General features: G+C 67.3%; 21 protein-coding genes and 3 rRNA genes. 14 read left to right on the plus strand and 10 right to left on the minus strand.

The features are described from left to right. Positions 1–30: 30 nt before the first annotated feature. Entirely contained in the window at positions 31–807 is a 777-nt protein-coding gene (gene pstB / locus CP976_RS20700) for a phosphate ABC transporter ATP-binding protein PstB (RefSeq protein WP_150481732.1), read from the plus strand. Between the two features lie 122 nt (positions 808–929). On the opposite strand, the gene CP976_RS20705 is transcribed toward pstB, so the two are convergent. Both CP976_RS20705 and CP976_RS20710 read right to left on the minus strand, forming a co-directional pair. After that, positions 930–1,928 carry an inorganic phosphate transporter gene (locus CP976_RS20705; RefSeq protein ID WP_150481733.1) on the minus strand — a complete coding sequence of 333 codons (999 nt, stop codon included), beginning with the start codon at positions 1,926–1,928 and terminating at the stop codon, positions 930–932. Positions 1,929–1,935: 7 nt separating this feature from the next. Then, the gene (locus tag CP976_RS20710; RefSeq protein ID WP_059418711.1) at positions 1,936–2,556 is read right to left on the minus strand and encodes a DUF47 domain-containing protein; all 621 of its coding nucleotides are present in this window, start codon (positions 2,554–2,556) and stop codon (positions 1,936–1,938) included. A gap of 203 nt (positions 2,557–2,759) precedes the next feature. Between CP976_RS20710 and CP976_RS20715 the strand changes: the two genes are divergently transcribed. Further along, positions 2,760–3,128 carry a metal-sensitive transcriptional regulator gene (locus tag CP976_RS20715; protein WP_150481734.1) on the plus strand — a complete coding sequence of 123 codons (369 nt, stop codon included), beginning with the start codon at positions 2,760–2,762 and terminating at the stop codon, positions 3,126–3,128. A 16-nt stretch (positions 3,129–3,144) separates the two neighbouring features. Here CP976_RS20715 and CP976_RS42975 read toward each other — a convergent pair whose 3' ends face one another. Both CP976_RS42975 and CP976_RS20720 read right to left on the minus strand, forming a co-directional pair. Continuing rightward, a complete protein-coding gene (locus CP976_RS42975) occupies positions 3,145–3,306 on the minus strand; it encodes a hypothetical protein (RefSeq protein ID WP_167537230.1) in 162 nt (53 codons plus the stop codon). Positions 3,307–3,397: 91 nt separating this feature from the next. After that, a complete protein-coding gene (locus CP976_RS20720) occupies positions 3,398–4,249 on the minus strand; it encodes an SCO4651 family lipoprotein (protein ID WP_150481735.1) in 852 nt (283 codons plus the stop codon). A gap of 394 nt (positions 4,250–4,643) precedes the next feature. Here CP976_RS20720 and CP976_RS20725 point away from each other — a divergent pair, with 394 nt between their 5' ends. Then, positions 4,644–6,191, plus strand: a complete 1,548-nt coding sequence (locus tag CP976_RS20725; protein ID WP_150481736.1) for an FAD-binding oxidoreductase — start codon at positions 4,644–4,646, stop codon at positions 6,189–6,191. Between the two features lie 144 nt (positions 6,192–6,335). On the opposite strand, the gene CP976_RS20730 is transcribed toward CP976_RS20725, so the two are convergent. Beyond that, positions 6,336–7,055, minus strand: coding sequence for a phosphatase PAP2 family protein (locus CP976_RS20730; protein ID WP_150481737.1), 720 nt, complete (start codon positions 7,053–7,055; stop codon positions 6,336–6,338). A 245-nt stretch (positions 7,056–7,300) separates the two neighbouring features. Then, the gene (locus tag CP976_RS20735; protein ID WP_229875712.1) at positions 7,301–8,308 is read right to left on the minus strand and encodes a bifunctional lytic transglycosylase/C40 family peptidase; all 1,008 of its coding nucleotides are present in this window, start codon (positions 8,306–8,308) and stop codon (positions 7,301–7,303) included. A gap of 1,185 nt (positions 8,309–9,493) precedes the next feature. On the opposite strand from CP976_RS20735, the gene CP976_RS20745 reads away from it, so the two are divergent. The 7 genes from CP976_RS20745 (at position 9,494) to CP976_RS20770 (ending at position 16,712) form a co-directional block, all read left to right on the plus strand. Beyond that, a complete protein-coding gene (locus CP976_RS20745) occupies positions 9,494–9,802 on the plus strand; it encodes a hypothetical protein (RefSeq protein WP_003991275.1) in 309 nt (102 codons plus the stop codon). Between the two features lie 91 nt (positions 9,803–9,893). Continuing rightward, complete coding sequence (locus CP976_RS44360) at positions 9,894–10,016, plus strand: hypothetical protein (protein ID WP_268250144.1); 123 nt, start codon at positions 9,894–9,896, stop codon at positions 10,014–10,016. After that, positions 10,013–10,840, plus strand: a complete 828-nt coding sequence (locus CP976_RS20750) for a DUF8175 domain-containg protein (RefSeq protein WP_150481739.1) — start codon at positions 10,013–10,015, stop codon at positions 10,838–10,840. Before CP976_RS44360 ends, CP976_RS20750 begins: the two co-directional genes overlap by 4 nt. Then, a complete protein-coding gene (locus CP976_RS20755; RefSeq protein ID WP_150481740.1) occupies positions 10,830–12,161 on the plus strand; it encodes a hypothetical protein in 1,332 nt (443 codons plus the stop codon). The genes CP976_RS20750 and CP976_RS20755 overlap by 11 nt, the downstream gene beginning before the upstream one ends. Continuing rightward, complete coding sequence (locus CP976_RS20760) at positions 12,158–13,714, plus strand: SCO6880 family protein (protein WP_150481741.1); 1,557 nt, start codon at positions 12,158–12,160, stop codon at positions 13,712–13,714. The genes CP976_RS20755 and CP976_RS20760 overlap by 4 nt, the downstream gene beginning before the upstream one ends. A gap of 5 nt (positions 13,715–13,719) precedes the next feature. Continuing rightward, positions 13,720–15,132, plus strand: coding sequence for an ATP-binding protein (locus tag CP976_RS20765; protein ID WP_086847929.1), 1,413 nt, complete (start codon positions 13,720–13,722; stop codon positions 15,130–15,132). A gap of 11 nt (positions 15,133–15,143) precedes the next feature. After that, on the plus strand, positions 15,144–16,712 hold the full coding sequence (locus CP976_RS20770; protein ID WP_150481742.1) for a type IV secretory system conjugative DNA transfer family protein: 1,569 nt from the start codon (positions 15,144–15,146) through the stop codon (positions 16,710–16,712). On the opposite strand, the gene CP976_RS20775 is transcribed toward CP976_RS20770, so the two are convergent. Then, a complete protein-coding gene (locus CP976_RS20775) occupies positions 16,701–17,264 on the minus strand; it encodes a GNAT family N-acetyltransferase (RefSeq protein ID WP_150481743.1) in 564 nt (187 codons plus the stop codon). The two genes, CP976_RS20770 and CP976_RS20775, sit on opposite strands and share 12 nt — an antisense overlap. Before the next feature lie 94 nt (positions 17,265–17,358). Here CP976_RS20775 and CP976_RS20780 point away from each other — a divergent pair, with 94 nt between their 5' ends. Genes CP976_RS20780 through CP976_RS20795 form a run of 4 tightly spaced genes read left to right on the plus strand, consistent with a single transcriptional unit; the run spans position 17,359 to position 20,995 of the window. Continuing rightward, positions 17,359–18,279: an ABC transporter ATP-binding protein gene (locus CP976_RS20780; RefSeq protein ID WP_150481744.1), complete on the plus strand. Its 921-nt coding sequence runs from the start codon at positions 17,359–17,361 to the stop codon at positions 18,277–18,279. Beyond that, positions 18,276–19,055, plus strand: coding sequence for an ABC transporter permease (locus CP976_RS20785; RefSeq protein WP_150481745.1), 780 nt, complete (start codon positions 18,276–18,278; stop codon positions 19,053–19,055). The genes CP976_RS20780 and CP976_RS20785 overlap by 4 nt, the downstream gene beginning before the upstream one ends. Before the next feature lie 24 nt (positions 19,056–19,079). Beyond that, complete coding sequence (locus CP976_RS20790) at positions 19,080–20,327, plus strand: sensor histidine kinase (protein ID WP_150481746.1); 1,248 nt, start codon at positions 19,080–19,082, stop codon at positions 20,325–20,327. Further along, positions 20,324–20,995 (plus strand): response regulator, encoded by a 672-nt coding sequence (locus CP976_RS20795; protein WP_150481747.1) that lies wholly within the window; start codon positions 20,324–20,326, stop codon positions 20,993–20,995. Before CP976_RS20790 ends, CP976_RS20795 begins: the two co-directional genes overlap by 4 nt. A gap of 62 nt (positions 20,996–21,057) precedes the next feature. Here CP976_RS20795 and rrf read toward each other — a convergent pair. The 3 genes from rrf to CP976_RS20810 form a co-directional block, all read right to left on the minus strand. Next, a 5S ribosomal RNA gene (rrf, locus tag CP976_RS20800) occupies positions 21,058–21,174 on the minus strand. A gap of 95 nt (positions 21,175–21,269) precedes the next feature. Further along, a 23S ribosomal RNA gene (locus CP976_RS20805) occupies positions 21,270–24,389 on the minus strand. Positions 24,390–24,699: 310 nt separating this feature from the next. Then, positions 24,700–26,226: ribosomal RNA gene (locus CP976_RS20810) — 16S ribosomal RNA — on the minus strand. Together the 16S, 23S and 5S rRNA genes form the textbook arrangement of a ribosomal RNA operon. Positions 26,227–26,719: the final 493 nt, after the last annotated feature.

Here is a 26,719-nt window from a genome sequence, read left to right on the forward strand (position 1 = left end):
CCCCCAGACTTTCGGAAGTGAAGTAGAGACATGGCCAAGCGAATCGACGTAAGCGGACTGACCGCCTACTACGGCTCCCACAAGGCGATCGAGGACATCTCGATGACCGTCGAGCCGCGCTCGGTGACGGCGTTCATCGGCCCGTCCGGATGCGGCAAGTCGACGTTCCTGCGCACGCTGAACCGTATGCACGAGGTGACGTCCGGCGGACGGGTCGAGGGCAAGGTGCTCCTCGACGACGAGGACCTCTACGGGTCGGGCATCGACCCGGTGTCGGTCCGCCGTGAGGTCGGCATGGTGTTCCAGCGGCCGAACCCGTTCCCCACGATGTCGATCTTCGACAACGTGGCGGCGGGGCTGCGGCTGAACGGCAACTACAAGAAGAACGAGCTGTCGGACATCGTGGAGCGGTCCCTGAAGGGCGCGAACCTCTGGAACGAGGTCAAGGACCGCCTGAACAAGCCCGGCTCGGGCCTGTCGGGTGGCCAGCAGCAGCGCCTGTGCATCGCGCGGGCGATCGCGGTCGAGCCGAACGTCCTGCTCATGGACGAGCCCTGCTCCGCCCTCGACCCGATCTCCACCCTCGCGATCGAGGACCTGATCGGCGAGCTGAAGGAGCGCTTCACGATCGTCATCGTGACGCACAACATGCAGCAGGCGGCGCGCGTCTCCGACCGCACGGCGTTCTTCAACCTGTCGGCGGTCGGCCAGCCCGGCAAGCTCATCGAGATCGACGACACGGAGCGCATCTTCTCCAACCCGTCGATCCAGGCCACGGAGGACTACATCTCCGGCCGCTTCGGCTGAGTCACCCCCGCCGAGACCCCTCGCGGTGCTGCATGGCGGTGCCACCGCGAGGCCGAAAAGGGCCCGCCCCTCTCCCAGGGGCGGGCCCGTTCGCGTACGCACTCGGCTGCGCCGAGCAGCACCTACAGGAACGCCAGGTTCACGATCCAGAACGACACCGCGGCCACCGCCGCCGCGGCCGGCATCGTGATGAACCACCCCAGGATGATGTTCTTGGCGACGCCCCACCGCACGGCATTCACGCGCTTCGTCGCCCCGACCCCCATGATCGCCGACGTGATGACGTGCGTCGTCGAAATCGGCGCCTTGAACAGGAACGCCGTGGTGAACATGATCGACGCCCCCGTCGTCTCCGCCGCGAACCCCTGCGGCGGATCCAGCTCGATGATCTTCCGTCCCAGTGTCCGCATGATCCGCCATCCACCGGCATACGTCCCCAGCGACAGCATCACCGCACAGGCGACCTTCACCCACACCGGGATCGGATCGCCGTAGTCCTCGACATCCGCGATGACGAGCGCCATCACCACGATGCCCATCGTCTTCTGCGCGTCCTGAAGACCGTGCCCCAGCGCCATACCCGCCGCCGAGACGGTCTGGGCTATCCGGAACCCCCGCTTGGCCTTGTGCGGGTTGGCCTTCCGGAAGATCCACATGATCGCGGTCATCACCAGGTAACCGGCCAGCAGACCGACCACCGGGGAGATGAACATGGGGATGACGACCTTCTCCAGCACCCCGTGCCAGTAGACCGTCGTGCCACCGGCGAGCGCCGCCCCGACCATGCCGCCGAACAGCGCGTGCGAGGAGGACGACGGCAGCCCGAAGTACCAGGTGATCAGGTTCCAGGTGATCGCACCCACCAGCGCGGCGAAGAGGATCCCCATCCCCTTCGACCCCACGGGCGTCTGGATCAGCCCCTCGCTGACGGTCTTGGCGACCCCGGAGCCCATGAACGCACCGGCGAGGTTCATCACCGCGGCCATGGCCAGCGCGGCCTTGGGCGTCAGCGCCCGCGTCGACACGGACGTGGCGATCGCGTTCGCCGAGTCGTGGAAACCGTTGGTGTACGTGAAGAAGAGCGCGACCCCGATGGTCACGACCAGAGCAAAGGTGTCCATGAAGAGGTCAGGACTCCTTGACGGCGATGGTCTCCACCGTGTTCGCCACGTGCTCGAACGCGTCCGCCGCTTCCTCCAGCACGTCCACGATCTGCTTCAGCTTGAGCACCTCCATGGCGTCGTACTTGCCGTTGAAGAGGTGCGCGAGCAGCTTGCGGTGGATCTGGTCGGCCTGGTTCTCCAGCCGGTTGACCTCGATCCAGTACTCGGTGAGGTTCTCCATCGTCCGCAGGTGCGGCATCGCCTCGGCCGTCAGTTCGGCCGCGCGCGCCAGTACCTCGATCTGCTGGTCGACGCCCTTGGGCAGTTCCTCGACGTTGTAGAGGACGACCAGGTCGACGGCCTCCTCCATGAAGTCCATGATGTCGTCGAGGGACGAGGCGAGGGAGTAGATGTCCTCGCGGTCGAACGGCGTGATGAACGAGGAGTTCAACTGGTGGAAGATCGCGTGCGTGGCGTCGTCACCTGCGTGTTCCGCTGCCCGCATACGCTCTGCGATCTCGGCCCGGGCGGAAGCGTCCGCCCCGAGCAGTTCCATGAGGAGTTTCGAGCCCGTGACGATGTTGTCCGCGGATGCGGCGAACATGTCGTAGAAGCTCGTCTCCCTGGGGGTCAGACGAAAGCGCACGTGGGGTCCTCGGCTTGCTTGGGTTTCGGTCAGGCTGATGCTAGGCGCATCATCCGGCCACGGCTATCGGGCCGCCCACCAGTGTCGCCCATCGGGCACAGTGATGAGCACGGGGGCGGTCCAAGACCCGTATACCCAGCAAAGTTCGATACCATATACCCAGTAGGGGTATCTGTCGGCTCACAGCCCACCAGGAGGACGCGATGACGGACGTGACCGACGTTACGAATGCCGGGGATGTCACGGATGTCACCGCGGGAGCGGATGTCGTGACCGACCACGACCGGGGCGTGCACGGGTACCACAAGCAGAAGGACGAGCACCTCAAGCGCCTGCGCCGCATCGAGGGCCAGATCCGCGGTCTCCAGCGGATGGTCGACGAGGACGTCTACTGCATCGACATACTCACCCAGGTCTCCGCCTCCACCAAGGCCCTTCAGTCCTTCGCCCTGCAACTGCTGGAGGAGCACCTGCGCCACTGCGTGGCCGACGCCGCCGGCAAGGGCGGTGACGAGATCGACGCGAAGGTGAAGGAGGCGACCCAGGCGATCGCCCGCATGCTGCGGACGTGAGCCGGGCTCAGTCCGCTCAGGCGCCCCGCTCCTCGGCCACTTTCAGCACCTCGTCGATGCTCTCCAGGCTGAGCCGGTCCTCGTCGGCGGCCGAGGCCGCGATGATCAGCTCTCCGCACAGCTCGATCTCGGCGAGGGCCACGTGGTCCTGAACTGCCGTACCGCCGACCGGAGCCACGTGCATCACCTCATCTCTGCCGTTACCGACTTCCTAGAGTAGGGAGCGGCATACACACCGCGCATGGCACGGACGGGCTAGTTCACGCCGGTCACTCCTCGGCGATCTTGCCCGCGTAGATGTCGTCGGCGTCCGGCAGCCGTACGCGCGCCGAGGCCCCGAAATCGTAGAGCAGCGTGACCGAGGCGACGGCCACGGGGCTCTTCTGCTGCCCGCCCACGAAGCTGAACCGGTGCCGGACCTTACGGATCCGCCCCTCGTCGTCGAGGTAGACGTCGAACGGCACTTCGGCGGTGGCGAACCCTTTCGCCGCCGCCTTCAAGGCCTCCTTGTTGCCCTCGGAGGCCTTCCTCGCGGCAGCGCCGAGATCCGCCGTCCCCCGGTAGTGCCGCACGCCGGCGCCCGCGACCTCGGTCCTGCCCACGAACTTCGCCGACCGCGTCCCGCGCAGCACCTCGGCCGCCGCGAACGGATCGGTGGCCCCGCCGGTGACGAGGTTCCCGTCGGACAGGGTCCGGATGTCCACCCGCACCCACTTGTCCGGGGGCACACCGGCGCCCCGGTTCTTCATGAAGAGCGCTCCCGGCGCGAGCAGTTCGGTGATGGGCCGGCGCTCGGTGGCCCCCGCGGGATCCTGCGGCAGCAGCACCCTGAGCTGCCCCATCCGCTTCCGGTAGTCGTAGACCCCCGCGCCCCGGATGGTCACCCGGGTCCCGCCGGTGGCCATCTCCATCGACGTACGGGCCTTCGAACTCCCCGCCTCCACCAGCCGGTCCGCGGCCCGGTGCAGCTCGACGACCGCGTCCCCGCCGGGAGCGTCCCCGGCCACCGCGTCACCGCCCGCGCACCCGCCGGCTCCCAGCCCCACCCCGGCCATGACCCCGGCCGCGACGACCGCCGCACCCGTCCGCCTGTGCCGCCGTTCCCGCTGCCGCCCAGTCATCGCCTGCCTACCCCCAGCCGGTACGTCCGTCACGGGCCCCCTTGTTGTTCCGGTTAACGACCGGTATGTGCCCTCGTCACGCGAGCCCGCGGGAGCCGGCATACGAAGCCTTTACCCGCGCTGGGTAACGTGGTCGTCGTGGCGCAGCAGGACGGGCTGGAGGCTCCCCCCAACCTCCCCGAACACCGCACGACTACAAAGGAGAAGGGCCACTTCTGCATGGCCCACTGCACCTGCGGCTGGCGCGGCCCGGCCAGAAGAGCGAGAAGCCAGGCGCGCACGGACGCGGAAAGACACATGGCCGGCTGACTCGGCACTGCTGCGTCGGCGCCGTCCCCATGGAACCCTCACCCCCAGCACCCCGTCTCCCACGACGGAACCACCGGGAGGCCCCATGGAACGGCGCACATTCCTCGCAGTCGGCACGGCGGGCATCGCCGCGGCCGCGACCCCCCTCACCACCGCCTGCACGCATTCGGACACCCGCTCCAGGGCCACGACCACCACGCACGCCACCACCACGAGAACCGTCACCGCCGCCAACTGGTCCGCTCTCGCCCGTGACCTCGACGGACCTCTCATCCGCCCGGGCGACACCGCCTGGGCGACGGCCCGGCAGCTCTACAACACCCGTTTCGACCCTCTCAAGCCCGCCGCGGTCGCATACGTGTCCCACCCGGACGACATCCGCACCGCCCTGGCCTACGCCCGCGCTCACGCCCTGCGGGTGGCGATCCGCAACGGCGGCCACTCCTACGCCGGCTGGTCCTCCGGCGACGGCCGCCTGATCATCGACGTCTCGAAACTCAACCGCGTCCGGGCCTCCGGCGACACCGCGGTGATCGGTGCCGGCGCCAAACTCATCGACGTCTACCGCGCCCTGGCCGCGAAGGGCGTCACGATCCCCGCCGGCTCCTGCCCCACCGTCGGCATCTCCGGCCTCACCCTCGGCGGCGGACACGGCGTGGTCTCCCGTGCCTACGGCCTGACCTGCGACAGCCTCACCCAGGCCACCCTGATCACCGCGGACGGCAAGCAGCTCGTCGCGGACGCCCGCGAGAACAAGGACCTCTTCTGGGCCCTGCGCGGCGCCGGCAACGGCAACTTCGGCGTGGTGACGGAACTGCGCTTCAAGACCCACCCGGCCCCGCAGGGCGTCTCGGCGTACATGTCCTGGCCCTGGTCGAAGGCGGCCGCGGTGGTGAAGGCCTGGCAGGAGTGGGGACCCTCGCAGCCGGACGAGATCTGGTCGTCCCTCCACCTGGCGAGCGCGGCCGGCGGCAAGCCGACCGTCTCCGTCGCGGCCTTCTCCCTCGGCACCTACGGCGAACTCCAGAACGCGGTCGACCGCCTCGCCGACCGCGTCGGCGCCCCGGCGAGCAACGTCTCCCTGCGGCGCCGCTCGTACGAGGAGTCGATGGAGGTCTACGCCGGCTGCTCCTCGTTCCCGACGGACGCCCAGTGCCATCTGCCCGGCTCCACTCCGGGCCGTTCCCCGAAGGGCGCGCTGGGCCGCGAGACCTATGCCGCGGCGTCGGACTTCTTCGACCGCTCCCTGTCCGCGGCCGGCATCCGCACCCTGCTGTCCCAGATCGGGTCGGTACGCGGCGGCACGGGCAGCATCGCGCTCACCGCCCTGGGCGGAGCGGTGAACCGCGTCTCCCCGACCTCCACGGCCTTCGTCCACCGCCGTTCCCGCATGCTGGCCCAGTACATCGCCGCCTGGCGCCCGGGCACGACGGGCTCCACGGCCCGCTCCTGGCTCACCTCGGCCCACAAGTCCATGCGCCCCCACGCCTCAGGCGCGGCCTACCAGAACTACACGGACCCGACCCTGACCGACTGGCGCAAGGCGTACTACGGCGACGCGGCCACCCGTCTGACAAAACTGAAGAAGCAGTACGACCCGACCCGCTTCTTCACGTATCCCCAGGCGCTCTAGGAACGGCTGAGCTGCGGGCAGTCGTGCCTCCCCCAGTGCCTTAAGGGCCTGGGAGGTACCCCCAGGACGGCGCCCGTCCCAAAGAAGCGGCACCCCGCGACGCCGGGCTGCGAAACGCCCCGCCCTCAGCACCAACGCCGAGAACTAGGCAGCAAGGTCCCGCTCGGACGCCCCGGCCCCGGCCCGCTCACTCCGCGCCCCGGGAACCACCGAATCCGCCCCGTCGCCACCAACCCCGCGCCCACGCCCCCGCACAAGCCACCCCACCCGAGGCGACCGCTCAACGGCCCGGACAACCGGCGTCAACAGCGCCATCGCCACCGGCGACAACAGCAACGCCACAGCCGTCCCCAGCGCGAACCCGCCCACCACATCGGTCGGGTAGTGCACGCCCATGTAGACGCGAATGAACCCGCCGAACACGGCCAGCACCAACGCGACCAGCCCGAACCTCCGGTTCGCGACGAACAGCCCGACCGCCATCGCCATGACGATCGTCGCGTGGTCGCTCACGAACGAGTAGTCGGTCTTGCCGCTGACGAGCACCTCGAGCCCCTGGTGGTCCAGGAACGGCCGGGGCCGCTCCACGAAGCCCCGTATCGGCACGTTGACCAGCACGGCGATCCCCGCCGCGAGCGGCGCCCAGACCAGCGCCGCGACGGAGGACGCCGCGTCCTCGTCACCCCGGCGCCGCACGGACCACCAGCACCAGAGCACGAGCAGGACGATGGCGAGCAACAACCCGTACTCGCCCACGAACTCCATGACCCGGTCGAACCACGGCGGCGCGTCCTTGGCCAGGCCATTGATGTCATAGAGCAGGTCGACGTCGGGGTTCGACCCGGATTCGGCGAGTCCAGCCATGATGCTGCGGCCCCTTCATCGTCTCTCCCGGCGCACCCGTGTGTGCGCCGCTCCTGCCACCCCCGTGGTGGTAGACCCGCTTCCGCTGCACGCGTGCGTGACACGTGCCGACTCACGTCCGCTCGGCTACGTCACCAGGAACGCATGGTCCCCGCTGATACGTTCCACACTCCACCGAATGATCACGCAGACGTTATCGAAGAGAGACACGTCTTCGCAGCTCAGGGGGCGGGTTCACACTCGGCTCACACAGTCGTGGGCAGTGCTTTCGCGCCATCTTCGGTCACCCGGGTGGCCCCGAAGTAGTCGGGGGTGTCGATCGGGTCGAACCGGATCACCGCACCCGTTCGCGGCGCGTCGATCATGTACCCACCTCCGACATAAATGCCGACATGCCGGATGGCACGCGAATTGGTGAGGTCGTCCGAGAAGAACACGAGGTCACCCGGGAGCAGTTCGTCCCGCGCGGGGTGCGGCCCGGCGTTGTACTGGTCGTTGGCGACGCGCGGCAGCTTGATGCCCACCGTCTCGTAGGCGGCCTGGGTCAGTCCCGAGCAGTCGAACCGTCCGCCCTGCTCAGCGGTACCGGTGCCGCCCCACAGATAAGGCGTGCCGAGCTTCTTCTGCGCGTACTCGATGGCACCGGCTGCCTGCTCGGAGGGGTCGACCCGCCCGACGGGTGCCGCGAAGCTCTCGGAGAGCGTCGTGATCCTCTTCACGTAGTTCCGGGTCTCGCTGTACGGCGGCACGCCCCCGTACTTGATCACCGCGTACGCCCCCGCGTTGTACGCGGCGAGCATGTTTTCGGTCAGATTCCCGCCCACCTTCTTCACGTACGACGCGAGTTCGCAGTCGTACGACGCGGCGGAGGGAATCGCGTCCTTCGGGTCCCATACGTCCCGGTCCCCGTCCCCGTCGCCGTCGATGCCGTGCGTGGCCCACGTACCGGGAATGAACTGCGCTATCCCCTGGGCGGCGGCGTGGCTCTGGGCTCTCGGGTTGAAGCCGCTCTCCTGGTAGAGCTGGGCGGCGAGCAGGGCCGGGCTGATGGCGGGGCAGAGGTTGCCCCACTTCTGCACGAGGTCGGAGTACGCGGCGGGCACCGCCCCCTTGGCAAGGGCTTTCGCCCCACCGCCGACCCCGTTGGCCAGGTTCCCGGCGACAATGTAGACCCCGACGACGAGCAGCATCACGAAGGCCAGGGCGGAGCTGATCGCAACACTCGCCACGATCCATGCCTTACGCACCGTCAACCGCCCCTCGCCGGCCAGGAGTCCGTCGCCTGGTCAGTGTAGAGGCGGCCGCCGTGCGCCGGAATGATCACGGGAAGGAGAGTCGGGGCGGAAAGGGGAACACCCAAGAGCACGGGGCTGCACGGGTCTGCACGGCGGGGGGCAACCGGCGCACGGTCCCGTCACGGGTCACCCGCCGCCTCCCGGTAAAGCCGCCCCGCCTGCGCACCGAGCACCACGCTGTACGACACATCGGGGGTCGTCCCGCCCTCTTCATGGCCGCCGAGAATCCCCACGACCTGCCCGTCCCCGCTCGACGTTCCACATCCCGTACGGCGCACGGCCGTCCCGATACCCGGGCACGAACACGAGCTCCCCGCGCCCGTCCAGGCAGTGCGCGGCGGTGACGAGCAGATTCCGATACGGAGCGCGCACGACGGACGCGGTACAGAAGTGCCTCCGTCCGCCCGAGTCGCCCGCCCGGCGGGGACGAGCACCCCGACCCGGCCGCTCCCCGCGCCCGGCCCCGCGGTGACGGTCACCCCGAAGGGCCCGGCCCCGTCGTCGGCCACCGCGGTGGACGCGGAGGTGAGGGCGACGAGAACCACGGCAATGCAGAGGACGCGCTTCATCGGCGCCACTGGGCCCGGCGAAGGTGAGAGAAACGTGTGCCGCCGGCCACTTCCGCGCCGCCCGAACGGGCTATGACGGTCCGACCGGATGGGCACCCCGAACGGAGTCGGCGCCTTCACCGGCTGACCCCTCCCGCTCGTGACAGACCGTCACCGAAGAAGCGCCGGACGAACGGGCCGAGGCAACCCAGCCGCGGCCCGTTCGCCGCGCCAGGTAGCCTTCACCCGGAGAACACCGGGGTCGACCGCTCACCCGACTGACCGTCAGAAACGGTCCGAAAAGGTGACGCAGGTCGTAGAAGGGCACAACGACGGAACCACACGACAGGTTTCGCTCAGGCCTCATTGCCCGGCGTGACCTGCCGTGATACACAGAGTGACCATACGATCCTTTGTACACCGTCCGGCGCCTCCCTTAGGGGTCGACGCGGAACGGTGGCAAGGTATTCGTACGAAACCCGCCAATCAATGACGCCAAGTCGACATCCGACAGCGTCATCGTCGGCGAGAATGAGGCCTGACCTCTGCACGACCGCAGAGGGTGCGGAACTACCCAACAGGGGCGGTGACTTACATGCTCTTTGCGGCCGATAAGGGAGACATCAACACCATCATCGGCGGGATCGCTCCGGACTGGGGCCCCTTCGGCAGCCTGGGCAACGAGGCCAAGGTGATGATCGAGGTCGTGATGGCGGTCGCCATCCTGCTGTGCCTCGGCATCGCCATCTGGGGCGCCGCCAAACAGCGCATCGGTGCCACCGCCCTGCGGGACACCTTCAGCGCGGAGCAGGGCAAGGGGCTCATCATCGCGGGCCTGACGGGCGTGTTCATCATCGGCTCACTCGGCACGCTCTTCACCATCGTCTACGGCATGGCCGTGTAGGCCGGGCCCCACCCGCCCCGGCCGGGCACGCCCGGCTCCCCCTCCATCCCACCCGCCCGTCGTGCCCACCGGCGAAGGTTGCGTTTCCCTGATGTCGAGTCACCACACCGCGCCCGCGCGGGAACCAGCACGGCTACCGTCGTACGAGGAGTACGAGCAGTACGACCGGTACGAGGTGTTTCCGCACGACGTCGAGGGGGCGTACGCGGCATGAGTCTCGGTGACGAGCACGAGGCCTCCGGGGGCTACGGCGGCACGGGCCAGACCCGCACCCGCCTGCCCGACACCGGAGCCGACCCCTACGGCACCCCCCGCCGCCGCTCGTCGTCCCGCAGCCTGGTCACGGTGGTCGGCGTAGTCGTCCTCCTCATCGCGGCCATCGCCTTCGCGAACCGGGGTGGCGACGATTCCTCCTCGTCGGACGACGCCGGCACCAAACCGGAAACAGCAGCAACGGCCCCCTCCGGCCAACGCCCCGTCAAGTCCAAGTCAGCCGCCGGCATCCCGTCGGGCTTCGCCCAGGACCAGGAAGGGGTGGAGAGCGCGGCGGCGAACTACGCGGTGGTGCTCGTCTCGGCCGACATCCTCAAGCCCGCGCGGCGCCCCGAGATCGTCCGTCAGGTGTTCGACGCCGGCAGAGTCTCCGAACTGGAGAGAAACCTCGACCAGGTGTACGACAAGGCGTTCCTGGACAAGGTCGGCCTCGACGAGAGCGGCAACGCGCCGAAGGGCAGCACCTACGTCTCCCGCACCATGCCCGTCGGCACCAAGGTCACCGAATACGGAGGCAGCACCGCCACCGTCGAGGTCTGGTGCACGGGCGTCTACGGGATGACGGGGGAGAGCTCGGAGAACCCGGTCACCAGCGACTGGTTCACCATGACCCTCCAGTTGCGCTGGACCGACGGCGACTGGAAGGTCGACAGCTTCTCCCAGAAGGAAGGCCCCGCGCCGGTCAACGGCGACAACAAGGTGTCGACGTCGGACGACATCTCCAAGGCCGTCGAGGAGTTCGGAGGGTTCACGTATGCCCGGTAGCCCGCGCCGCGCAGCCAAGCTCGCCGCGACCCTCACAGCCGTGCAGACCGCCGTCGTCCTGCTCGCCGGCCGAGCGGTCGCCGCCCCCACGCCGTCGCCCACACCCAGCAACGACAACTGCTCCCTGCTCTCCGGCAGGGCCCGGGAGATCTGCGAAGGCGACACCGGCAGCGGCGGCGGCTCCGGCGGCGGCACCTCCCGTCTGAACCCCACCTCCACCCTCGACCCCCTCTCCTCCCTCGCCAAGGGCTGTGCCGACGCCGCCTCCTGGACCGTCGAAAAGCTCAGCGAGGCCGTGAAGGACACGGCGAACGTCGACTTCACCAACCCCAAGTTCCTCCAGCAGTACGCCGTCGTCTTCGCCGCGTCGACGATCCTCACGCTCCTGCTCTGGCTCCTGGCCGTCGCCAAGCGAGCCGTCCGCGGCGTCCCCCTGACCACCGCCCTGTCCGAAGCCATCGGCTTCCTCTGGCTGACCGTGCTGGCCTCCGCCTTCACCCCGCTGATCCTCTACACGGTCGTATCGGCCACCGACGGCATCACCGAGGTCCTCGCCAAAGCCACCGGCGACCAGACCGACGCCTTCTTCGGCACGTTCTCCGAGGCCCTCAAGAAGGGCGAGGACATCGGCGGCGGCCCGATCATGCTGATCGTCGTCTCCCTGGTCAGCATCCTCGCCGCCGGCGTGCTGTGGCTGGAGCTCGTCATCCGCGCCGCCCTGCTCTACGTCGGCGCCCTCCTCGGCACCGTCGTCTACGCCGGCCTCGTCGACAAGAACCTGTGGGGCCACGTCCGCCGCTGGGCGGGCATCATGATCGCCGTGATCCTGGTCAAGCCGGTGATCGTCATCGTGCTCGGCCTCGCCGGCGCACTCTCCGCCGACGACGGCCCGGACGCGTTCTCCGCCGTCGTCTCCGGCCTCGCCATCATCCTGCTCGCCATCTTCGCCAGCGCGATGATCTACCGCTTCGTCCCCGGCTTCGGCGACGAGATCGCCGGCTCCCGCAACAACCGCCTCATGCAGGGCGCCGAGAGCAAGGCCGCCGCCGTCATCAGCTCCCCGGCCTCCCTGGTCGCGCAGGGCATCAAGACCCACAGCACCCGCGCCGACCACAACGGCGGAGGCAGCCAGTCCTCCGCCCCCCGCCCCAGCAACCCCGCCTCCGGCGGAGTCGCCGCGCACAGCTCGCGCACCTCGAACGGCGGCGGATCTGTCCCCTCCGCCGCACCCGCACCCCGTTCGAGCAGCCCCGTCAACACTCCCCACGCCAGCAGCACCCGCAACAGCAGTACCAATCGCACGGGAGGTGAAGGGCGTTGACGACCGAGTCCCACGTGTCCCATCCGGTCACGCCCCGCCGTACATATCTGATCGGCCGCGCCCGGCCGAACGCGATCATCGGCCGCAACCGCGAGACCGGCGAGATCGCCCTGATCGTCGTGGGCGCGTTCCTCGGCATGATGTGCGGCCTCCTCGTCCCCGTGCTGTCCCTGCGCATCGTGCTGCTCGCCGGGTTCCCGATGCTGGCGCTGGCCGCCGTGTACATGCCGTACAAGCACCGCACGTTCTACAAGTGGTTCGAGATCAACCGCAGCTACAAGCGGACCCTGAAGCAGGGCGCCACCTACCGCTCCTCCGTCATCGAGGCCGGAACGCGGCTCGACGGGCGGGAGATCGAGGTCGGACCGCCCCCGGGCATCGGCCGGATCACCTGGCTCTCCGCCCCCTTCGGCCCCGACGAGATCGCCGTCCTGCTGCACGCCGACCGCAAGACCGTCACCGCCGCCATCGAGATCGAGGGCCCCGGCGTCGGCCTGCGCGACAGCGAGGACCAGGAGGCCCTCGTCGACCGCTTCGGCACGCTGCTCAAGCACGTGGCCAACGGCGACGGCTTCGTCACCCGCCTCCAGATGCTCGCCCGCACCCTCCCCGCCGACCCGGACGCCCACGCCAAGGACGTCGCCGTGCGCGGGGACGACAAGGCACCGCCGTGGCTCCAGCAGTCGTACGAGCAGCTCCAGTCGATGGTGTCCACCAGCAGCGAGCAGCACCGCGCCTACCTGGTCGCCTGCATGCACTACACCCGCGATCTCGCCGCCGAGGCCAACGCCATGGCCCGGGCCGCCCGCGCCCACGGCGGCAAGGCCGACCGGGACGCCGGACTCGCCGTCGTCATGGCCCGCGAGCTCACCGACATCTGCTCGCGCCTCCAGGAGGCCGACATCCGCGTACGGCAGCCGCTCGGCCAGAGCAGACTGTCCTCGCTGATCCACTCCATGTACGACCCGGACCACCCGATCGACCACATCCAGGCGATGACGAAACGTAATGCCTGGCCGGCCGAGCTGGACGCCATGGAACCCACCTACCTCCAGGCCAAGACCCGCGAGTCCAGCACCCGCGCCCCCTGGTGCCACGCCACGGCCTGGGTGAAGGAGTGGCCGATGACCCCCGTCGGCGTCAACTTCCTCGCCCCGCTGCTCGTCCACACCCCGGACGTGATCCGCACGGTCGCCGTCACCATGGACCTCGAACCCACCGAGGTCGCCATCGAGCGCATGCTGACGGAGAAGACCAACGACGAGGCCGAGGCGTCCCGCGCCGCCAAGATGAACCGCACCATCGACCCGCGCGACGTGGCCGCGAACTCCCGGCTCGACCAGCGCGGCGAGGACCTCGCCAGCGGCGCCGCCGGCGTCAACCTCGTCGGCTACATCACCGTCTCCTCCCGCTCCCCCGAGGCCCTCGCCCGCGACAAGCGGACGATAAGGGCCTCGGCGGGAAAGTCGTATCTGAAACTGGAGTGGTGCGACCGCGAGCACCACCGCGCCTTCGTGAACACCCTTCCCTTCGCCACCGGCATTCGGAGGTAGGACCTATGCGGGACCCGCTGTCCGTCCTCACCGACGCCTTCACGTCCTTCCTCTTCGGGAAGGTCGAGACGACCCGGCTCCCGGTGCGCACGTCCACGGGCCAGGCCCAGGCGGTCTACCTGCCGACGGCCGCCCCGGGCCTCGGCGACTCCGGCGTCATCATCGGCCGCGAGGTGTACTCCGGAAAGGGCTACATCTACGACCCCTTCCAGCTCTACGGCCAGCAGCTCCCCGCCCCCCACTGGCTGGTCCTGGGCGAGTCCGGCAACGGCAAGTCGGCGCTGGAGAAGACGTACGTCCTGCGCCAGCTCCGCTTCCGCGACCGCCAGGTCGTCGTCCTGGACGCTCAGGGCGAGGACGGGGTGGGCGAATGGAACCTCGTCGCCCAGGAGCTGGGTATAACTCCCATCCGCCTGGACCCGATGGCCGCCCTGGACATGGGGATCCGCCTCAACCCGCTCGACCCGGCGATCACGACCACGGGCCAGCTCGCGCTGCTCCGGACGATCATCGAGGTCGCGATGGGCCACGGCCTCGACGAACGCTCCGGCTTCGCCCTGAAGGTCGCGCACGCCTACGTCAACGCGACCATCGTCGATCGCCAGCCGGTCCTGTCCGACATCGTCGAGCAGCTGCGCCACCCCGAACCCGAGTCGGCCGAGGCGATGAACGTCGCCATAGACGACGTCCGGGCCTGGGGCCTGGACGTGGCACTGGTCCTGGACCGTCTCGTCGACGGTGACCTGCGCGGCATGTTCGACGGCCCCACCACGGTCGGCATCGACCTGGACGCCCCGCTCATCGTCTTCGACCTGTCCCACATCGACCGCAACTCCATCGCCATGCCCATCCTCATGGCAATCGTCGGCGTGTGGCTGGAACACACCTGGATCCGCCCCGACCGGAAGAAGCGCATCTTCCTGGTCGAGGAGGCCTGGCACATCATCAACAGCCCCTTCGTGGCCCAGCTCTTCCAGCGCCTGCTGAAGTTCGGCCGGCGACTGGGCCTGTCCTTCGTGGCGGTCGTCCACCACCTGTCCGACGTGGTGGACGGCGCGGCGGCGAAGGAGGCCGCGGCGATCCTGAAGATGGCCTCGACGAGAACGATCTACGCCCAGAAGGCGGACGAGGCGAGAGCGACGGGCCGCGTCCTGGGCCTGCCCCGCTGGGCGGTGGAGATCATCCCGACCCTCACCCCCGGCATCGCCGTCTGGGACGTCAACGGCAACGTCCAGGTCGTCAAACACCTGGTCACGGAGACCGAACGCCCACTGGTCTTCACCGACCGCGCGATGACCGAGTCCTCCGCCGACCTCGCGGAGGACGACGCCCTGCACGCCGCCGAACTCGAGGCGGAGGAACGGGCAGCGGCCTTCGTGGAGCACCGCCTGGGCGACTCCGAATCGACGGTGGCGTAGGGGGAGGACGCGTGAGACCGGACGACCGCACCCAGCGGGACCACCAGGGGGGCATCCCCGACGGCCTGCTGGTCGGCATACTCGCGTTCATCCTCGGCATGACCCTGCTGGTGTGGACAGCCACCGGCCTCGCCGCCCTGTTCGCCCACGGCTCCTGGCCGTCCGGCGTCACCTTCACCCGCACGCCCCTGGCCATGCGCGGCCTCATCGCCCAGCCCCACGACATCCCCGGCGCCTGGCCCGACACACCCCCCGGCGAACTCTCCGGCTACGGCCTGTTCTGGGGCCTGTTCATCGGCCAGCTGATGATCCTGGTCGTCCTGACGGTGTTCGTGATGGGCACACTGGCCCGGTGGCGGGCGGTCCGGGCGAGACGCAGGGCGGAGCGGGCGGCCGCGGAGGAACGCGCGGCATCCGCCGGAGGAGCCGTCCACGAGGCACCTACGCAGCACGAGGTGCCGGCGGCGGAGCAGCACAGCGCGCCGACCCCGGCGCAGCACCTGCCGCCGGCATCCACGCCGCACGACGTCCCCACCCCCCGCCGTGCGGTCCCCGAGCCCACGCACGTCCTGGAGCCGACGGCGCCCCTCGCCCCGGCCCCGGCCGCCGCGCCCACAACCCCGGCCTCCCTGTTCGGCCGGGAACGGGTGGGCGGCTGGGAAAAGATCCTCGTGGCCCCCAGGGAGTCCCGCCAGACCACCGCCATCCAGGCGGTACGCGACGCGGAGGGCCCAGCCCTGATCGTCACCTCGAACCCCGCCCTCTGGCAGGAGACGAAAGACGCCCGGGCCAAACTGGGCCCCACCCACCTCTACGACCCCACCCACCTCTGCGCCACCCCGGCCCGCCTCCACTGGTCCCCCACAGCCGGCTGCGAGGACAAGGCCACAGCCACGGGAAGGGCAACCGCCCTCCTCACCCCCGTCCGCCCGACGGCCAAACTCGACCAAGCCCTCAGCGACACGGCCGAGACCCTCCTGCGGAGCTACCTGCACGCCGCCGCCATCGACGGCCGCACCATCCGCCACGTCCACCGCTGGTCCCAGGGCACCCAGATCCAGGACGCCGTACGCATCCTCCGTACCAACCCCAAGGCCGCCCCGGGCTCCGCGGGCGAACTCGAAGGCGCCCTCACCGCCCACCCCGAACGCCGGGACATGGCCCAGCAGCTGACGACCCGTGCCCTGGCGGCCCTCTCCACGGTCAACATCCGCGAGGCCTGCACACCCAACCGAACTGATGCCCTCGCCCTGGATTCCTTCGTCCACGAAGGGGGCACGCTTTATGTGGTGGGTGAATCCATCGAGGACCCCAGGACGAACCCGGGCGCGATGCCCCTCCTGACGGCCCTCGTCTCCAGCGTGGTCGAGCGCGGCCGGCACATGGCCGAACGGTCATCCTCCGGTCGCCTCGACCCACCATTCACGCTCGTCCTGGACGACGTCGCCGCCGTGGCCCCGCTCCCCCAGCTCCCGGAGCTGCTGGCCACCGGAGCGGACCGGGGCATGCCGACCCTGGCCCTGCTCCGGTCCCGCGAACAGGGCCGCGCCCGCTGGCCGCACGACGAACTACCGGTCTGAAAAGGGCACCCCCGCCGAGCTCCGCTCGAGCACGAACTCCAACTCCCGGGCGTCCCCCAGCGGCACGGTCAGCCCACTCGGCAGGAACCCCGCCCGGCGATAGAACCGCTGCGCCCGCCCGTTCTCCTCGTGCACGATGAGCCGCACCCGCTCAAGACCCCGCCCCCACGCCCACTCCAGAGCCGCGTCGAACAGCACCTCGGTCAGCCCGCTCCCGCGCTCCTCGGGCCGTACGAACACGCCGACCACGTGCCCCTGCTTCCGCTCCACCGGAAACCCGGCCCAGTCCGTCGTCCCGGGCTCCTCCACGAGCACGGTCAGCGTCCCCACCCACTGCCCGTCCGGCCCCTCGGCGATGATCTGCTGCCTCGCGTCCGCCCCTTCGGCGGCACCGGCCGTCCGCTCCTGCCAATAGGAGTCCGGCCTGGCCGCGGCCTCCTCGTACGTCTCCAGGAAGGCCAGGTGCGCCACCGGGTCCCGCAGCGCCGCGAGCCGCAGCTCCTTCGCCGCAGGCCACTCATCAGCACGGACGGACCGGATCACATAGCTCATGCCGGCAACGGTAGTACCCGGGTACGACACCCCTCACCCCGATTACCGCCGCCGGTCCGACGACCGCCGCCCCCGCCCGCACGACCATCGAAGCATGCTGACGGCACACGAACTCACCAAACGCTACGGCGACCGGACGGTCGTCACGGACCTGTCCTTCACCGTCCGCCCCGGCACCGTCACCGGCTTCCTCGGCCCGAACGGCGCCGGCAAGTCCACGACCATGCGGATGATCCTCGGCCTCGACGCCCCCACCCGCGGCCACGCCACCGTGGGCGGACGCTCCTACGCCACCCACCCCGCGCCCCTCACGGAGGTCGGTGCCCTGCTGGAGGCCCGCTCGGTCCACCCCGGCCGCACCGCCTACCACCACCTGCGCGCCCTCGCCCACACGCACGGCATCCCCCGCGCACGAGTCGAACAGGTCCTCGGCCTCACCGGCCTGACCGACGTCGCCCACCGCCGCGTCAAGGGCTTCTCCCTCGGCATGGGACAGCGCCTCGGCATCGCCGCCGCCCTCCTCGGCGACCCTGCCACCCTCATCCTCGACGAGCCCGTCAACGGCCTCGATCCCGAGGGCGTGCTGTGGATCCGCACCCTCCTCAAGTCCCTCGCCGCCGAGGGCCGCACGGTCTTCGTCTCCTCCCACCTGATGAGCGAGATGGCCCTCACCGCCGAGCACCTGGTCATCATCGGCCGCGGCCGCCTCCTCGCCGACACCACGGTCACCGACTTCGTCCGCGACTCCGGCGCGGGCACCGTCAAGGTCGTCACCCCGCAGGCCTCCGACCTCGTACGCCTCCTCACCGCACCCGGCGTCGACATCACCACCGACACCCCCGGCACCCTCCAGGTCCGCGGCACGGACGCCCAGCACATCGGCCGCGCCGCAGCCGCGCACGGCATCCCCCTCTACGAACTGACACCCGGCACTTCCTCCCTGGAGGAGGCCTTCATGGATCTCACCCGCGACGCGGTGGAGTACACGGCGACCCTCGAAGGAGCGGCAGCATGACCACGGCCACCCTCCCCTACCGCGTGACACCGGCCCGCGTCCTGCGCTCCGAGTGGCACAAGCTCTGGACCCTGCGCTCCACCTGGATCACCCTCATCGCCACCAGCGCCCTCACCGCCGCCATGGGCGCGGGCCTGGGCGCCGCCTACGACGGCACCGGCGAAGGCGGCATGGACACGGTCGTCTTCGTCCTGCTCGGCACCCAGTTCGCCCAGATCAATCTCGGCGTGCTGGGCATCCTCGCCACGGCCGGCGAGTACTCCACGGGCCAGATCCGCGCCACGATGACCGCCGTCCCCCGCCGCCTGCCCGTCCTCTGGTCCAAGGCAGCCGTCCTGGCCGCGATCGCCTTCCCCCTCACCCTGCTGACGAACCTGGTCACCTTCCCCCTCGCCCAGTCCTTCCTCGTCGGCACCGACCAGTCCGCCTCCCTCGGCGACCCCGGCGTCCTGCGCGCCCTCGCCGGCAACGCGGCCGGTCTCACCCTCCTCGCCGTCCTCGCCCTCGGCATCGGCGCCCTGGTCCGCTCGGTCCCGATGGCCATCGGCGCCTTCATCGGCCTCATCATGATCGTCCCGGAGGTCCTGGCCATGCTCCCGTACGAGATCGTCGACGACGCCGTCCGGTACTTCCCCGGCAAGGCCCTGGAAACCCTCACCACCGCCCAGCCCCTGCCCGGCACGGCCTCCCCGGGCGCCGCCCTGCTCGCCATGATCCTGTGGACGACGGCGACCCTCACGCTGGCGGCGGCGGTCCTACGACGCCGAGACGTCTGACAAGCGGCATCGGAAACCCGCACGATGAACCCCGTGACGGAAGACCGGGCGCCGGAGCCCCTCACCGAGTACGCGCACCGCCTCACCCGCAGGCTGCGCGCCTTCGACCGACGCCACCCCTTGCTGTGGGACGCGCACATCACCGGCTTCTGGGTGACAGCGGCCCTGATCGACTACGTCAGCGGCGGCTGGCGCCACAACGCCCACAACCTCGACGTCCCCAGCTGGCTCCTCCTCACCCTGAGCCTCGGTCTCTCGCTCCCCCTCCTCTGGCGACGCACCCACCCCCGGGCCGTCCTCGCCGCCATGGCCCTCTTCGCCCTCGTCAACGCCTGGACCGGCGCGGCACTCCAGGCAGCCCTGCTCCAGCTCGCCGTCGTCTACCACATCGCCCTGCGCCGAGCCCTGCGCGACCTGTGGTGGGCTACGGCCCTGGTGCTCGCCCCGGTCCTGGTATCGGTCGCCCGCCACGGGGAAGGCACCTGGGACCAGCAGATCGGTTCCCAGCTGATGTCCATCACCGTGGCCGTCCTCATCGGCGTCACGGTCCGCACCCGCCGCAACTACACCGAGGCCCTGGAGGACCGCGCCCGCCGCCTGGAGACCGAACGCGACCAGCAGGCGCGACTCGCCACCGCCGCGGAACGCGCCCGCATCGCCCGCGAGATGCACGACATCATCGGCCACAACCTCTCCGTCATCACCGGCCTCGCCGACGGCGGCAGATACGCGGCCGCCAAGTCCCCGGAACGCGCCGCCCAGGCCCTCGACGCCATCGCCACGACCGGCCGCCAGGCCCTCACCGAACTCCGCCGCCTCCTGGACGTCATGCGGGAGGAGGAACAGCACGACCAGGCCGACCTGACCCCCCAGCCCGGCCTCACCGACCTCGACCAGCTCCTCGACGGCGTCCGCTCCGCAGGCCTCCCCGTCCGCACCACCACCCACGGCAACCCCACCCTCCCTCCAGGCCGCCAGCTCACCGTCTACCGCGTCATCCAGGAAGCCCTCACCAACACCCTCAAACACGCCGGCGCGGGCGCCACCGCGGAGATAGAGCTGTCCTACGAGGACAAGGGAGCCGTGAGCGTGACGATCACGGACACAGGCAACGGCAGCAGAACCGACAGCCCGTCCCGAGACGGTCGTGGACTACCGGGAATGCGCGAGCGAACCGCCCTGTACGGCGGCACACTTGAGGCCGGCCCCCGCCCGCACCCCGAGCAGGGCTGGCGCGTCCGCCTACACCTCCCGGAGGAAACCCCGCAGTGACCACGGTCCTCATCGCCGACGACCAACCCCTCCAGCGCTTCGGCTCCCGCATGCTCCTGGAGAGCCAGGACGACATGACGGTCGTGGGCGAGGCGGCGAACGGCAGTGAAGCGGTCCGCATGGCGGCAGAACTGCATCCCGACGTCGTCCTCATGGACATCCGCATGCCCGGCCTGGACGGCATCGAGGCGACCCGCCGCATCACCGCTGCCGGCGACCGCACCCGCATTCTGATCGTCACCACCTTCGACCTGGACGAGTACGCCTACGCCGGCCTCCGCGCAGGCGCCTCCGGCTTCCTGGTCAAGGACGCCCAGCCCGAGGAGCTCCTCTCCGGCATCCGCGCGGTGGCCACCGGCGACGCTGTCGTCGCCCCCAGCCTGACCCGCCGCCTCCTCGACGCCTACGTCCACCACCTGCCGACGGACCCGACTGCGGAAACCTCGCCTCAGGAAGACCCACGCCTCGCGTCCCTCACCGACCGGGAACGGGAAATCCTCACGGTCATCGGCAAGGGCTGGACGAACACGGAGATAGCCACGCGCCTCCACCTGGCCGAGTCGACGGTGAAGACCCACGTGGGCCGCATCCTCGCGAAGACCGGTTCCCGCGACCGCATTCAGGCGGTGATCCTGGCGTACGACACGAAGCTGGTCCAGCCGTCGTGAAAGACCGTCGTGGAAACACAAAAAAGGCCCACACCGTAAGGTGTGGGCCTTTTTTAAAATTTGTTCGGCGGCGTCCTACTCTCCCACAGGGTCCCCCCTGCAGTACCATCGGCGCTGTAAGGCTTAGCTTCCGGGTTCGGAATGTAACCGGGCGTTTCCCCTACGCTATAACCACCGAAACACTATGAAACTGTGGAACTATGCCGCACCATACCGTGGCCATGGCATGGGGCTGTTCGTGGTTTCAGAACCAACACAGTGGACGCGAGCAACTGAGGACAAGCCCTCGGCCTATTAGTACCGGTCAACTCCACACGTTACCGTGCTTCCATATCCGGCCTATCAACCCAGTCGTCTACTGGGAGCCTTACCCTCTCTAGGAGGTGGGAGTCCTCATCTCGAAGCAGGCTTCCCGCTTAGATGCTTTCAGCGGTTATCCCTCCCGAACGTAGCCAACCAGCCATGCCCTTGGCAGAACAACTGGCACACCAGAGGTTCGTCCGTCCCGGTCCTCTCGTACTAGGGACAGCCCTTCTCAAGACTCCTACGCGCACAGCGGATAGGGACCGAACTGTCTCACGACGTTCTAAACCCAGCTCGCGTACCGCTTTAATGGGCGAACAGCCCAACCCTTGGGACCGACTCCAGCCCCAGGATGCGACGAGCCGACATCGAGGTGCCAAACCATCCCGTCGATATGGACTCTTGGGGAAGATCAGCCTGTTATCCCCGGGGTACCTTTTATCCGTTGAGCGACGGCGCTTCCACAAGCCACCGCCGGATCACTAGTCCCGACTTTCGTCCCTGCTCGACCCGTCGGTCTCACAGTCAAGCTCCCTTGTGCACTTACACTCAACACCTGATTGCCAACCAGGCTGAGGGAACCTTTGGGCGCCTCCGTTACTCTTTAGGAGGCAACCGCCCCAGTTAAACTACCCATCAGACACTGTCCCTGATCCGGATCACGGACCCAGGTTAGACATCCAGCACGACCAGACTGGTATTTCAACGACGACTCCACACTAACTGGCGTTAGCGCTTCACAGTCTCCCAGCTATCCTACACAAGCCGAACCGAACACCAATATCAAACTGTAGTAAAGGTCCCGGGGTCTTTCCGTCCTGCTGCGCGAAACGAGCATCTTTACTCGTAGTGCAATTTCACCGGGCCTATGGTTGAGACAGTCGAGAAGTCGTTACGCCATTCGTGCAGGTCGGAACTTACCCGACAAGGAATTTCGCTACCTTAGGATGGTTATAGTTACCACCGCCGTTTACTGGCGCTTAAGTTCTCAGCTTCGCCACCCCGAAGAGTGACTAACCGGTCCCCTTAACGTTCCAGCACCGGGCAGGCGTCAGTCCGTATACATCGCCTTACGGCTTCGCACGGACCTGTGTTTTTAGTAAACAGTCGCTTCTCGCTGGTCTCTGCGGCCACCCCCAGCTCACCGTGTAAAACGGATCACCAGTGATGGCCCCCCTTCTCCCGAAGTTACGGGGGCATTTTGCCGAGTTCCTTAACCATAGTTCACCCGAACGCCTCGGTATTCTCTACCTGACCACCTGAGTCGGTTTAGGGTACGGGCCGCCATGAAACTCGCTAGAGGCTTTTCTCGACAGCATAGGATCATCCACTTCACCACAATCGGCTCGGCATCAGGTCTCACCCTCATGTCATCCGGATTTACCTAGATGACGGGCTACACCCTTACCCCGGGACAACCACCGCCCGGGCTGGACTACCTTCCTGCGTCACCCCATCACTCACCTACTACCACCTTGGTTCGGCGGCTCCACCACTTTCCTTTCCCCGAAGGGTCCGGAACGGCTTCACGGCCTTAGCATTAGTGGATTCAATGTTTGACGCTTCACAGCGGGTACCGGAATATCAACCGGTTATCCATCGACTACGCCTGTCGGCCTCGCCTTAGGTCCCGACTTACCCTGGGCAGATCAGCTTGACCCAGGAACCCTTAGTCAATCGGCGCACACGTTTCTCACGTGTGAATCGCTACTCATGCCTGCATTCTCACTCGTGAACCGTCCACAACTCGCTTACGCGGCTGCTTCACCCGGCACACGACGCTCCCCTACCCATCCACACAGGCGTTGGCCCTATTGTGTGAATGACACGACTTCGGCGGTACGCTTGAGCCCCGCTACATTGTCGGCGCGGAATCACTAGACCAGTGAGCTATTACGCACTCTTTCAAGGGTGGCTGCTTCTAAGCCAACCTCCTGGTTGTCTCTGCGACTCCACATCCTTTCCCACTTAGCGTACGCTTAGGGGCCTTAGTCGATGCTCTGGGCTGTTTCCCTCTCGACCATGGAGCTTATCCCCCACAGTCTCACTGCCGCGCTCTCACTTACCGGCATTCGGAGTTTGGCTAAGGTCAGTAACCCGGTAGGGCCCATCGCCTATCCAGTGCTCTACCTCCGGCAAGAAACACACGACGCTGCACCTAAATGCATTTCGGGGAGAACCAGCTATCACGGAGTTTGATTGGCCTTTCACCCCTAACCACAGGTCATCCCCCAGGTTTTCAACCCTGGTGGGTTCGGTCCTCCACGAAGTCTTACCTCCGCTTCAACCTGCCCATGGCTAGATCACTCCGCTTCGGGTCTTGAGCGTGCTACTCCACCGCCCTATTCGGACTCGCTTTCGCTACGGCTTCCCCACTCGGGTTAACCTCGCAACACACCGCAAACTCGCAGGCTCATTCTTCAAAAGGCACGCAGTCACGAGGCAAGCACAAGTGCTTGCCCGACGCTCCCACGGCTTGTAGGCACACGGTTTCAGGTACTATTTCACTCCGCTCCCGCGGTACTTTTCACCATTCCCTCACGGTACTATCCGCTATCGGTCACCAGGGAATATTTAGGCTTAGCGGGTGGTCCCGCCAGATTCACACGGGATTTCTCGGGCCCCGTGCTACTTGGGTGTCTCTCAAACGAGCCGCTGATGTTTCGACTACGGGGGTCTTACCCTCTACGCCGGACCTTTCGCATGTCCTTCGCCTACATCAACGGTTTCTGACTCGTCTCATGGCCGGCAGACCATGAAAGAGAGATCCCACAACCCCGTATACGCAACCCCTGCCGGGTCTCACACGCATACGGTTTGGCCTCATCCGGTTTCGCTCGCCACTACTCCCGGAATCACGGTTGTTTTCTCTTCCTGCGGGTACTGAGATGTTTCACTTCCCCGCGTTCCCTCCACACTGCCTATGTGTTCAGCAGCGGGTGACAGCCCATGACGACTGCCGGGTTTCCCCATTCGGACACCCCCGGATCAAAGCCTGGTTGACGACTCCCCGGGGCCTATCGTGGCCTCCCACGTCCTTCATCGGTTCCTGGTGCCAAGGCATCCACCGTGCGCCCTTAAAAACTTGGCCACAGATGCTCGCGTCCACTGTGCAGTTCTCAAACAACGACCAGCCACCCGTCACAGCCCGCTCACGCGAACTTTTACCGGGGCCGGCGACTGAGGAAAAATCCATTCCCTCAGACACCCAACAGCGTGCCCGGCCGACTCCCGTCCGAAGATCATACGTTCCACGCTCTTACGAGCAGTACTAGCAGCCTCCGACCCGGAATCCCGGCCGAATAGTCAACGTTCCACCCATGAGCAACCAGCATCAGACATTCGCTGATGTACTGGCCTCTGACCTCACCCCGAAGGGATCGGTAAGAAGTGCTCCTTAGAAAGGAGGTGATCCAGCCGCACCTTCCGGTACGGCTACCTTGTTACGACTTCGTCCCAATCGCCAGTCCCACCTTCGACAGCTCCCTCCCCACAAGGGGGTTGGGCCACCGGCTTCGGGTGTTACCGACTTTCGTGACGTGACGGGCGGTGTGTACAAGGCCCGGGAACGTATTCACCGCAGCAATGCTGATCTGCGATTACTAGCGACTCCGACTTCATGGGGTCGAGTTGCAGACCCCAATCCGAACTGAGACCGGCTTTTGAGATTCGCTCCACCTCGCGGTATCGCAGCTCATTGTACCGGCCATTGTAGCACGTGTGCAGCCCAAGACATAAGGGGCATGATGACTTGACGTCGTCCCCACCTTCCTCCGAGTTGACCCCGGCGGTCTCCCGTGAGTCCCCAGCACCACAAGGGCCTGCTGGCAACACGGGACAAGGGTTGCGCTCGTTGCGGGACTTAACCCAACATCTCACGACACGAGCTGACGACAGCCATGCACCACCTGTACACCGACCACAAGGGGGCGCCTGTCTCCAGACGTTTCCGGTGTATGTCAAGCCTTGGTAAGGTTCTTCGCGTTGCGTCGAATTAAGCCACATGCTCCGCCGCTTGTGCGGGCCCCCGTCAATTCCTTTGAGTTTTAGCCTTGCGGCCGTACTCCCCAGGCGGGGCACTTAATGCGTTAGCTGCGGCACGGACAACGTGGAATGTTGCCCACACCTAGTGCCCACCGTTTACGGCGTGGACTACCAGGGTATCTAATCCTGTTCGCTCCCCACGCTTTCGCTCCTCAGCGTCAGTATCGGCCCAGAGATCCGCCTTCGCCACCGGTGTTCCTCCTGATATCTGCGCATTTCACCGCTACACCAGGAATTCCGATCTCCCCTACCGAACTCTAGCCTGCCCGTATCGACTGCAGACCCGGGGTTAAGCCCCGGGCTTTCACAACCGACGTGACAAGCCGCCTACGAGCTCTTTACGCCCAATAATTCCGGACAACGCTCGCGCCCTACGTATTACCGCGGCTGCTGGCACGTAGTTAGCCGGCGCTTCTTCTGCAGGTACCGTCACTTTCGCTTCTTCCCTGCTGAAAGAGGTTTACAACCCGAAGGCCGTCATCCCTCACGCGGCGTCGCTGCATCAGGCTTTCGCCCATTGTGCAATATTCCCCACTGCTGCCTCCCGTAGGAGTCTGGGCCGTGTCTCAGTCCCAGTGTGGCCGGTCGCCCTCTCAGGCCGGCTACCCGTCGTCGCCTTGGTGAGCCATTACCTCACCAACAAGCTGATAGGCCGCGGGCTCATCCTGCACCGCCGGAGCTTTCGACCACCTTGGATGCCCAAGGTGGTCAGTATCCGGTATTAGACCCCGTTTCCAGGGCTTGTCCCAGAGTGCAGGGCAGATTGCCCACGTGTTACTCACCCGTTCGCCACTAATCCCCACCGAAGTGGTTCATCGTTCGACTTGCATGTGTTAAGCACGCCGCCAGCGTTCGTCCTGAGCCAGGATCAAACTCTCCGTGAATGTTTACCGGTAATCCGGTCGACACCACGAGAGCGGAACGGTCAGGCGGAATTGGCCCGACCGTTCACAGCGTCCTCGCTGTGTTTTTTCAAAGGAACCTCGTCCCAGCTGATGCTGGAGACGGGGTATCAACATATCTGGCGTTGACTTTTGGCACGCTGTTGAGTTCTCAAGGAACGGTCGCTTCCTTTGTACTCACCCTCTCGGGCTTTCCTCCGGGCGCTTCCCTTCGGTCTTGCGTTTCCGACTCTATCAGATCTTTTTCTCGACCTGACCCCCAGTCAGCGGGGTTCGTCTTCGCGGCTGTTGGGCCGTTCCGACGTGTCCAACCTTAGCGCGTTCTCTCGGCGATTCCCAAATCGGAGCCGTTCGGCGCCGAATCAAGTCTGTCGAGTCCCAATTCGAATTGAATTCGGGCAAGCCGAAATCAACCCCGTTGGGAGCGATCTTGCTAGTGGTTGGGTGCCGCTGGTGCGGCGGAAGTGCTGTCGCA

The organism is Streptomyces coeruleorubidus, assembly GCF_008705135.1.
Taxonomy (GTDB): domain Bacteria; phylum Actinomycetota; class Actinomycetes; order Streptomycetales; family Streptomycetaceae; genus Streptomyces; species Streptomyces coeruleofuscus.

Bases quoted from the DNA above. Each gene is read 5' to 3' on its own strand.
- CP976_RS20750 (WP_150481739.1), top strand. From the start codon at position 10,013: ATGAGTCTCGGTGACGAGCACGAGGCCTCCGGGGGCTACGGCGGCACG.
- CP976_RS20745 (WP_003991275.1), top strand. From the start codon at position 9,494: ATGCTCTTTGCGGCCGATAAGGGAGACATCAACACCATCATCGGCGGG.
- CP976_RS20755 (WP_150481740.1), top strand. From the start codon at position 10,830: ATGCCCGGTAGCCCGCGCCGCGCAGCCAAGCTCGCCGCGACCCTCACA.
- CP976_RS20705 (WP_150481733.1), bottom strand. From the start codon at position 1,928: ATGGACACCTTTGCTCTGGTCGTGACCATCGGGGTCGCGCTCTTCTTC.
- CP976_RS20785 (WP_150481745.1), top strand. From the start codon at position 18,276: ATGACCACGGCCACCCTCCCCTACCGCGTGACACCGGCCCGCGTCCTG.
- CP976_RS20765 (WP_086847929.1), top strand. From the start codon at position 13,720: ATGCGGGACCCGCTGTCCGTCCTCACCGACGCCTTCACGTCCTTCCTC.
- CP976_RS20725 (WP_150481736.1), top strand. From the start codon at position 4,644: ATGGAACGGCGCACATTCCTCGCAGTCGGCACGGCGGGCATCGCCGCG.
- pstB (WP_150481732.1), top strand. From the start codon at position 31: ATGGCCAAGCGAATCGACGTAAGCGGACTGACCGCCTACTACGGCTCC.
- CP976_RS44360 (WP_268250144.1), top strand. From the start codon at position 9,894: ATGTCGAGTCACCACACCGCGCCCGCGCGGGAACCAGCACGGCTACCG.
- CP976_RS20720 (WP_150481735.1), bottom strand. From the start codon at position 4,249: ATGACTGGGCGGCAGCGGGAACGGCGGCACAGGCGGACGGGTGCGGCG.
- CP976_RS20790 (WP_150481746.1), top strand. From the start codon at position 19,080: ATGAACCCCGTGACGGAAGACCGGGCGCCGGAGCCCCTCACCGAGTAC.
- CP976_RS20775 (WP_150481743.1), bottom strand. From the start codon at position 17,264: ATGAGCTATGTGATCCGGTCCGTCCGTGCTGATGAGTGGCCTGCGGCG.
- CP976_RS20780 (WP_150481744.1), top strand. From the start codon at position 17,359: ATGCTGACGGCACACGAACTCACCAAACGCTACGGCGACCGGACGGTC.
- CP976_RS20715 (WP_150481734.1), top strand. From the start codon at position 2,760: ATGACGGACGTGACCGACGTTACGAATGCCGGGGATGTCACGGATGTC.
- CP976_RS20730 (WP_150481737.1), bottom strand. From the start codon at position 7,055: ATGGCTGGACTCGCCGAATCCGGGTCGAACCCCGACGTCGACCTGCTC.